This window comes from Candidatus Rokuibacteriota bacterium (assembly GCA_016209385.1).
In the GTDB taxonomy this organism is placed as follows: domain Bacteria; phylum Methylomirabilota; class Methylomirabilia; order Rokubacteriales; family CSP1-6; genus JACQWB01.
In genome coordinates this window covers 1-5,615 of sequence record JACQWB010000227.1, presented here as the reverse complement: position 1 = coordinate 5,615, position 5,615 = coordinate 1, and the positions used below count along the sequence as shown (strand labels likewise).

General features: G+C 64.9%; 4 protein-coding genes and 1 pseudogene. 4 read left to right on the top strand and 1 reads right to left on the bottom strand.

Features of this window, described 5'->3' with window-relative positions; all coding sequences use genetic code 11:
* Positions 1–571, bottom strand: a 571-nt coding sequence (locus HY726_17035) for a histidine phosphatase family protein (protein MBI4610701.1), incomplete at its 3' end; no start/stop codon positions are given.
* Between the two features lie 153 nt (positions 572–724).
* Here HY726_17035 and uvrA point away from each other — a divergent pair.
* From uvrA to HY726_17015, 4 genes and pseudogenes are all read left to right on the top strand, one after another.
* Positions 725–3,502: an excinuclease ABC subunit UvrA gene (uvrA, locus tag HY726_17030; GenBank protein ID MBI4610700.1), complete on the top strand. Its 2,778-nt coding sequence runs from the start codon at positions 725–727 to the stop codon at positions 3,500–3,502.
* Between the two features lie 547 nt (positions 3,503–4,049).
* Positions 4,050–4,472 (top strand): type II toxin-antitoxin system VapC family toxin, encoded by a 423-nt coding sequence (locus tag HY726_17025; GenBank protein ID MBI4610699.1) that lies wholly within the window; start codon positions 4,050–4,052, stop codon positions 4,470–4,472.
* Between the two features lie 168 nt (positions 4,473–4,640).
* Positions 4,641–4,850, top strand: a pseudogene (locus HY726_17020) (excinuclease ABC subunit A).
* Between the two features lie 13 nt (positions 4,851–4,863).
* Positions 4,864–5,310 carry a type I restriction-modification system subunit M N-terminal domain-containing protein gene (locus HY726_17015; GenBank protein ID MBI4610698.1) on the top strand — a complete coding sequence of 149 codons (447 nt, stop codon included), beginning with the start codon at positions 4,864–4,866 and terminating at the stop codon, positions 5,308–5,310.
* The last annotated feature ends 305 nt before the right edge of the window (positions 5,311–5,615 follow it).

The following is a 5,615-nucleotide window of genomic DNA, read 5'->3' as shown; positions in this document are numbered from 1 at the left end:
CGATCACGGTGATCGAGGCCGGGGCGACGGCGATCCGCTGGAAGAGGTCGAGCGGGACGCCGAGGGCGTGGGCGACGGCGGCCTTGATCGGATCGGCGTGGGAGACCGCGACGATGGCGTCGCCGGGGTGGCGCTCGACGAGCCGGGCGAGCGCGGCTGTGACGCGTGCCTGCATCTCAGTGAACGACTCGCCTCCGGGGAAGCGGAAGCCGCTCGGGTGGTGGCGGACCAGCTGCCACTCGGGCTTTCGTCGAAGCCGCTTGAGCGCGAGCCCGGCCCACTCACCGGGGTCGCACTCGTTGAGGCCGGCCTCCACCCTGGGGGTGAGGCCGCGGGGACCTGCGATCGTGGCCGCCGTCTCCCGCGCGCGCTCGAGGGGTGACGTGTAGACGGCGGCGAGGCGTGGGAGCCCGCCGATGCGCCGGGCGACGGCGTCGGCCTGGCGTCGTCCCTCGTCCGCCAGGTGCAGCCTCGGCGCACGCCCGGGCAGGATCACGCCCGTCTTCGGTGTCAGGGCGTGACGGACCAGGAGGACGAGCGTTGACTTGGGGTTGGGGCGCGCCCTGGGCATGGCGAGTTCTCTGGCTAGGATGCAGCGTGGCAGGTCCGCTGTCAATTTCCGGCGCGTGAGACGACCGCATGCCCGCTACTGACTCGACAGCCGCACGTCCTCGTGCGAAATGGTAAAATGCGATGGTTGGGTGACGGGTGAGGAGCAAGCCTGATGGCCAGCGATCGGATTATCATCCGGGGCGCGCGCGAGCATAATCTCAAGAACATCGACCTGGAGATTCCCCGGGACCAGCTGGTGGTGATCACGGGGCTCTCGGGGTCGGGGAAGTCTTCGCTCGCCTTCGACACGATCTACGCCGAGGGGCAGCGGCGCTACGTGGAGTCGCTCTCGGCTTACGCCCGGCAGTTCCTGGAGCAGATGGAGAAGCCGGACGTGGACTCGATCGAGGGGCTCTCCCCGGCGATCTCGATCGAGCAGAAGTCGGTCTCCCACAACCCCCGCTCGACGGTGGGGACGGTCACCGAGATCTACGACTACCTCCGGGTCCTCTTCGCGCGGATCGGCGTGCCGCACTGCCCCTCGTGCGGCCAGGCGATCTCGGCCCAGACCGTTCAGCAGATGGTGGATCGCGTCCTGGCGCTGGCGACGGGGACCAGGCTCCTGGTCCTGGCGCCAGTGGTCCGCGGGAGAAAGGGCGAGTACAAGAAGCTCTTCTTCGATCTCAGGCGCCAGGGGTACGCGCGCGTCCGCGTGAACGGCCAGCTCCGCGAGCTGACGGAGGAGATCGACCTCGACAAGAACAAGAAGCACACGATCGAGGTCGTGGTGGACCGTCTGCTGGTCAAGGACACCATCGGCGGTCGCCTCGCCGACTCGCTCGAGACCTCGCTGAAGCTGGCCAGCGGCATTGCCCAGGTCGAGGTGGTGGACGGGCCGGCTTTCCTCTTCTCCGAGCAGCTCGCCTGCGCCCGCTGCGGGATCTCCTTCCCCGAGGTCTCCCCGCGGATGTTCTCGTTCAACAACCCCTACGGGGCCTGCCCCGAGTGCGGCGGGATCGGGAGCCGCTACGAGATCGATCCGGAGCTGATCGTCCCCGACTCGCGGAAGTCGCTGAGCCAGGGGGCGCTGGCGCCCTGGGCAGGGCGCGAGTCGGTCTACTTCAAGCAGACGCTCCAGGTGCTGGCCAAGCGCCACCGGTTCCGCCTCGACACGCCGTGGAAGCAGCTGAAGAAGCCGACGCGCGAGCTGATCCTCCACGGTGAGCCCGACGGTGGCTTCGAGGGTGTCCTCAAGGTGCTGGAGCGGCGCTACAAGGAGACGCTGTCGGAGGAGACCCGCCAGGAGATCGAGCGGTTCATGTCCCTGAAGGACTGCCCGGTCTGCAGGGGCTCGCGGCTCCGCGCCGAGACGCTGGGGGTGAAGATCGCAGGCCTCTCGATCGCCGAGGTCGTCAAGTTCACGATCAAGGAGGCCGCCAAGTTCTTCGAGGGCCTCCAGCTCTCCGAGCGCGAGGAGATCATCGCGCGGCGAATTCTCAAAGAGATCCGCGAGCGCCTCGGCTTCCTCCAGAACGTCGGGCTCGACTACCTGACCCTCGACCGGCCCGCTGCCACGCTTGCGGGAGGCGAGGGGCAGCGGATCAGGCTCGCGACCCAGATCGGCTCGAGCCTGGTCGGCGTCCTCTACATCCTGGACGAGCCCTCGATCGGGCTTCACCAGCGCGACAACCGCCGCCTCCTTGACACGCTCCAGCGGCTCCGCGACCTGGGGAACACGGTGCTCGTGGTCGAGCACGACGAGGAGACGATCCGCTCCGCCGACTACGTGATCGACCTCGGGCCCGGTGCGGGCGAGATGGGCGGCCACGTGGTCGCAGTTGGGACCCCCGACGAGATCATGCAGAACCCGAACTCGCTCACGGGCAAGTACCTCGCGCGCGAGCTCAGGATCCCGATCCCGTCGGCCAGGCGCAAGCTCAACGGCAAGTTCCTCACGATCCACAGCCCGCGCGAGCACAACCTGAAGGGGATGCCGGTCAGGATCCCGCTCGGGACGTTCACCTGCATCACAGGCGTGTCGGGGTCGGGGAAGTCAACGCTCGTGAACGACATCCTCTACCGGGCGCTGGCGCAGATGCTCTACCGGGCGCAAGAAAAGCCGGGGGCCCACGACAGGATCGAGGGAGCCCAGCACGTCGACAAGGTCATCGACATCGACCAGTCACCGATCGGCCGGACGCCGCGCTCAAACCCGGCGACCTATACCGGGGTCTTCACGTTCATCCGGACGCTCTTCGCCCGGACCCCCGACGCGCGGATGCGCGGCTACGCGCCCGGCCGCTTCTCTTTCAACGTCAAGGGCGGTCGCTGCGAGGCGTGCCAGGGCGACGGGCTCGTGAAGATCCAGATGCACTTCCTGCCGGACGTGTACGTGATGTGCGAGGTCTGCAAGGGGAAGCGTTACAACCGAGAGACCCTGGAGATCCGCTACAAGGGGAAGAACATCTCGGACCTGCTGGACATGACCGTCCACGAGGCGCTGGCCTTCTTCGAGAACATCCCCGTCATCAGGCAGAAGCTCCAGACGCTCCACGACGTGGGGCTCGACTACATTCGCCTCGGCCAGTCCGCCACCACGCTCTCGGGCGGCGAGGCTCAGCGCGTGAAGCTCTCGACCGAGCTCAGCCGCCGCGCGACGGGGCGGACGCTCTACATCCTCGACGAGCCCACCACCGGGCTCCATTTCGCCGACATCCAGCGGCTCCTGGATGTCCTGAACCAGCTCGTGGACCAGGGGAACACGGTGGTCATCATCGAGCACAACCTGGACGTGATCAAGACCGCGGACTGGATCATCGACCTCGGCCCCGAGGGCGGCGACGAGGGCGGGCGCGTCATGGCCACCGGCACGCCCGAGGACGTGACGCGCCAGGCCGCCAAGTCCTACACGGGCCAGTTTCTCCAGCGCGTTCTGGCGAAGCCTGCGTGAACCACGGCGAGATCGTCAGCTTCATCTGGGGCGTCGCGGACCTGATCCGTGACACGTTCAAGCGCGGCACGTGCCAGGACGTGATTCTGCCGGCCGCCTCAAGCCGATCGAGGCTGACCTTAGGGCCCCCGCAAGGCGGATAATATTCCGCCATCGAAATCCGGACCCCGCTCCTTTCAGGGAACCGCTCCCAGCCATCGCTGCTCCACGGAGCCTAGCAACCCTTTCGCGCGAGCATGTGCGAGAGCACTTGCGCAGGGCGCGCAAATATGTGATATCATTTTGATATCTTGAAACTCCTGTAAAGAGAGGATCCGAACATGCCTCACATTCTTGTCAGAGATCTCGACGAAAGAACCATCAAGCGCCTCAAGGTCCGAGCCAGGCAACACGGGAGATCTCTCCAGGGCGAGCTCAGGGTCATCCTGGAGCAGGCTACTACACTAAGCTTCAAGGAAGCTCGTGAAGTCGCCGAGGAGTGGCGCAGGCGACTCCGCGGCCGGGAATTTACTGATAGCGCGAGATTGATTCGCGCGGATCGCAGTCGGTGAGCGATCTGGTGGTGGATGCGAGCGTGGCGGTTAAGTGGCTCGTGCCGGAACGCCACGCGGACGCCGCCGTCGTCGCTTTAAGCGGAGAGTACTCCTTGCTGGCCCCTGACCTGATCTGGGCCGAAGTCGGCAATACGCTCTGGAAGAAATGGCGGCGGCGCGAGCTCCAGGAGGCGGAGGCCTCAGGCCTGCTTCAGGACTTCCGACGGTTCCCGCTCCGAATTTACGCTTCAGACGCGTTGCTGGATCTGGCGTGGCGCGTCGCGACACGCTATCGCCGGAGCCTTTATGATAGCGTCTACCTTGCTCTAGCCAGCCACAGGGGATGCCAGCTCGTGACAGCCGACCGAAGGCTATATCGTCACCTGGAACGGAGCCCGCTCGGTACTCATCTCCTATGGGTGGAGGACCTTGGGTGAAGCACCGCCCGGATGCGGAACGGATCACGGATGATCAGGAGTTCGCCAAGTTCTTCCTGGACTGGCTGTTCGCGCGCTTCAAATCAAAGGTTGTCGGAACGGCTGAGTAGTTGACGATACCCGCGCAATCCGTCATGCTGAGCTGGTTGTCGTAATGATCGGCGGCACCTGAACCGGCTCGTGGACCAGGAGAACACGGTGGTAATGATCGAGCACAACCTGGACGTGATCAAGACCGCAGACCAGATCATCGACCTCGGGCCCGAGGGCGGCGACGAGGGCGGACGCATCATCGCCACCGGCACCCCCGAGGAGGTGGCCCGCCAGGCCCCGAAGTCCTACACGGGCCAGTTCCTCCAGCGCGTCGTCGCTCGGTGAGCACGTCGCCCGCATGAACCACGGCGAGATCGTCAGTTTCCTCTGGGGCGTCGCGGAGCTGATCCGCGACACCTTCAAGCGCGGGAAGTACCAGGACGTCATCCTGCCCCTGACCGTCCTCCGCCGGCTCGACTGCGTGCTTGCTCCAACGAAGGAAAAGGTCCTCCAAACTCTGGCCAAATACAGGGGCAAGGGGCTCGAGAACCTTGACCCGTTGCTCCGGAAGGCCTCAGCGTTCGCGTTCTACAACACGTCGCGCTACGACTTCGAGAAGCTCCTTGCCGATGCCCCGAACGTTGCAGCCAACCTGAGGAACTACATCAAGGGTTTCTCCCCCAACATGCAGGAGGTGATCGAGAAGTTCGACTTCGACAATACGATCACAAAGCTCGCCGAGGCCGGACTCCTCTTCAAAGTCCTGGAGCGCTTCAAGAAAGCATGTGCGGCAGCACTTGCATAGGCACGCAACTTTGATATCATTCTGATATCTTGAAACTCTTGTTGTAAAGAGGGGATGCGAGCATGCCGCACATTCTTGTCCGAGATCTGGCCGAAGGGACCATCAAGCGCCTCAAGGTTCGAGCCAGGCAACATGGGAGATCTCTCCAAGGCGAGGTCAAGGTCATCCTGGAGCAGGCTACTACGCTAAGCTTCAAGGAAGCTCGTGAAGTCGCTGAGGGGTGGCGCAGGCGACTCGGGGGCCGGAAATTTACGGATAGCGCGAGATTGATTCGCGCGGATCGCGGTCGGTGAGCGGTCTGGTGG